Origin of the sequence: Pseudoalteromonas sp. Isolate3, from assembly GCF_022398505.1 — a bacterium.
In the GTDB taxonomy this organism is placed as follows: domain Bacteria; phylum Pseudomonadota; class Gammaproteobacteria; order Enterobacterales; family Alteromonadaceae; genus Pseudoalteromonas; species Pseudoalteromonas apostichopi.
Window position 1 is genome coordinate 1 of record NZ_JAKEVN010000231.1, and the last position, 2,030, is coordinate 2,030.

At 37.8% G+C, this 2,030-nt stretch carries 3 protein-coding genes; 2 read left to right on the forward strand and 1 reads right to left on the reverse strand.

What is annotated here, in order from left to right:
- Positions 1–59: 59 nt before the first annotated feature.
- Complete coding sequence (locus tag L1D46_RS20460) at positions 60–977, forward strand: LysR family transcriptional regulator (RefSeq protein ID WP_130052672.1); 918 nt, start codon at positions 60–62, stop codon at positions 975–977.
- Positions 955–1,272, forward strand: a complete 318-nt coding sequence (locus L1D46_RS20465; protein WP_239978154.1) for an MGMT family protein — start codon at positions 955–957, stop codon at positions 1,270–1,272. The genes L1D46_RS20460 and L1D46_RS20465 overlap by 23 nt, the downstream gene beginning before the upstream one ends.
- Here the strand turns inward: L1D46_RS20465 and L1D46_RS20470 are convergent.
- Positions 1,269–1,898, reverse strand: coding sequence for a hemolysin III family protein (locus L1D46_RS20470; protein WP_130052670.1), 630 nt, complete (start codon positions 1,896–1,898; stop codon positions 1,269–1,271). The two genes, L1D46_RS20465 and L1D46_RS20470, sit on opposite strands and share 4 nt — an antisense overlap.
- Positions 1,899–2,030 lie beyond the last annotated feature (132 nt).

The following is a 2,030-nucleotide window of genomic DNA, read 5'->3' on the forward strand; positions in this document are numbered from 1 at the left end:
AAATAAAAATTATTAAATTTTAGAAACAGTATTAATTTTATTTATATAGTTTGCCATTAATGAATTTAAATCAATTAATCGTTCTAGATGCTATTGTGCAAAGCTCTAGTTTGAGTCAAGCCGCAGTAAAATTGCATAAGACCCAACCTGCTCTAACTTTGGCTATTAAGAAGCTAGAGTCGGAACTAGGTTTTGAGCTACTAGATCGAAGTCAATATCGTTTACATTTAACTGAAAAAGGCCGTATTTTTTACCGAGAAGCGCGCCAATTGATGAATGCAAACAGTGAGTTAAGATCATTAGCTAAAGAACTTGCACTAGGCAATGAGGCAAATTACAAAATTTGTTATGAACAGCTTTGTCATCAACATAGCTATAACCAAGTGATTAGCCAAACCTTTAAGCGCTTTGCCAGTACAGAGTTTAGTATTTCTTCGGGTAAACGCTTTGTATCCCTTGAGCAGGTTAACAGCCATCAGGCTGATTTAGGAATTGGTCCTTGGTTTGATTTGTTTCATGCAACAGGGGATTTTGAGAGTCTACCAATTGGTAAATTTGATATTGGTATTGTCAGTGCTCCTGATGTGGTGCCAAATGAAATCAGCTTTGCGGATATTCAAAATTACCCTTGCTTAGCTATGTTTGAAAGCGACTTGAGCTTTGACAGTGATAGGCTTTCTTATACCTTGGGAGCTGCATTGATGAAAATTGATGATATAACCAGTGTTAAGTCGTTTTTATTGTCTGGTGCAGGTTGGGCAATGATTAGTTTACAACACTGCAAAGCTGAAATAGAAGCTGGTTTATTACAGCAAATTAAAATTACTGACCGTGAACACCAGTTTGGCGCAGAAATTCGCGTATTTAGACAGCACTCTGTCCATCATGGTCCTGTTGCTAGAGCTATTTGGCAAGATTTTAGCGAGATCAGTAAACAATATTTGGAGTATAGTCGTGCAGCAACCAACACACGTTAGTAAAGAGGATTTAATTTATACCATTATTTGTGCAATTCCAGAGGGAAAAGTAGCAAGTTATGGGCAAGTAGCAAAGCTTGCTGGATACCCTAACAATTCGAGATTGGTAGGGCGGCTATTAAAGCTCATGCCTGAAGGCTCAAGCATCCCGTGGCATCGGGTGGTAAATAGCCAAGGTAAAATTTCCTTTCCTGAGGGCAGCTGTAAACATCTTGAGCAACGACAAAAACTACTCAGTGAAGGCGTAACATTTAATAAGACTAAAATTAATATGCGCCTACATCAGTGGGATTAATAAACATATAAACTAATTGATACGTAGTGGCAGACACAGCCAACTAGCACGAATACATGCCAAATTGCATGGCTGAAATGGCGGGTTTTAGCACTGTAGAACAAAGTTCCTAAGCTGTAAGCAATACCACCTGCTAATAACCACCATAATGCACTTAAATCAAGGTTTAAATAAAGAGGATATACAAGCGCCAATGCAAACCAGCCCATTAATAAATAAGTGGCGAGAGAGACCTTTTTATTACCGTTTTTTACTAGCAATTTATAAATAACACCGCCTAAAGCTAGAGACCAAATAAACACTAAAGCGGCAATTGACCATGCCCCTGATAAAGTAATAACTAAATAGGGTGTATAAGTACCTGCAATAAGTAGGTAAATAGCACAGTGGTCACATTTTTTATAAATAGCACGAATTCGTTCTTTAGTACTGGCATGATATAAAGTAGAGGCTAAGAATAATACCAGTAGACTTGATCCATAAACGATGGCACTCACTGTCGCCGATGCGACATTAGATTGTGAAATCAAATCCCACAGCACATATATCGCAAAGAGTACTCCCATGCCGTGAGTGAGCACGTTAAGTTGTTCTTCTTGGCGTGAATAAGGGAGTAGTTTTGTCATATTTATTTACTAATACGCGTGTTTAAAACAGTTTCAGTGTACAAGTGTGCGCCGAAATTGGCAACGCTTATTTTTTAACTAAATATTGGTCAAAATATCTAAATCAGTTGGTTTTATTAACCACCACTGAAT

Excerpts from the sequence above, each read along its gene's own strand:
- L1D46_RS20460 (WP_130052672.1), top strand. The coding sequence starts at position 60 with ATGAATTTAAATCAATTAATCGTTCTAGATGCTATTGTGCAAAGCTCT.
- L1D46_RS20470 (WP_130052670.1), bottom strand. The coding sequence starts at position 1,898 with ATGACAAAACTACTCCCTTATTCACGCCAAGAAGAACAACTTAACGTG.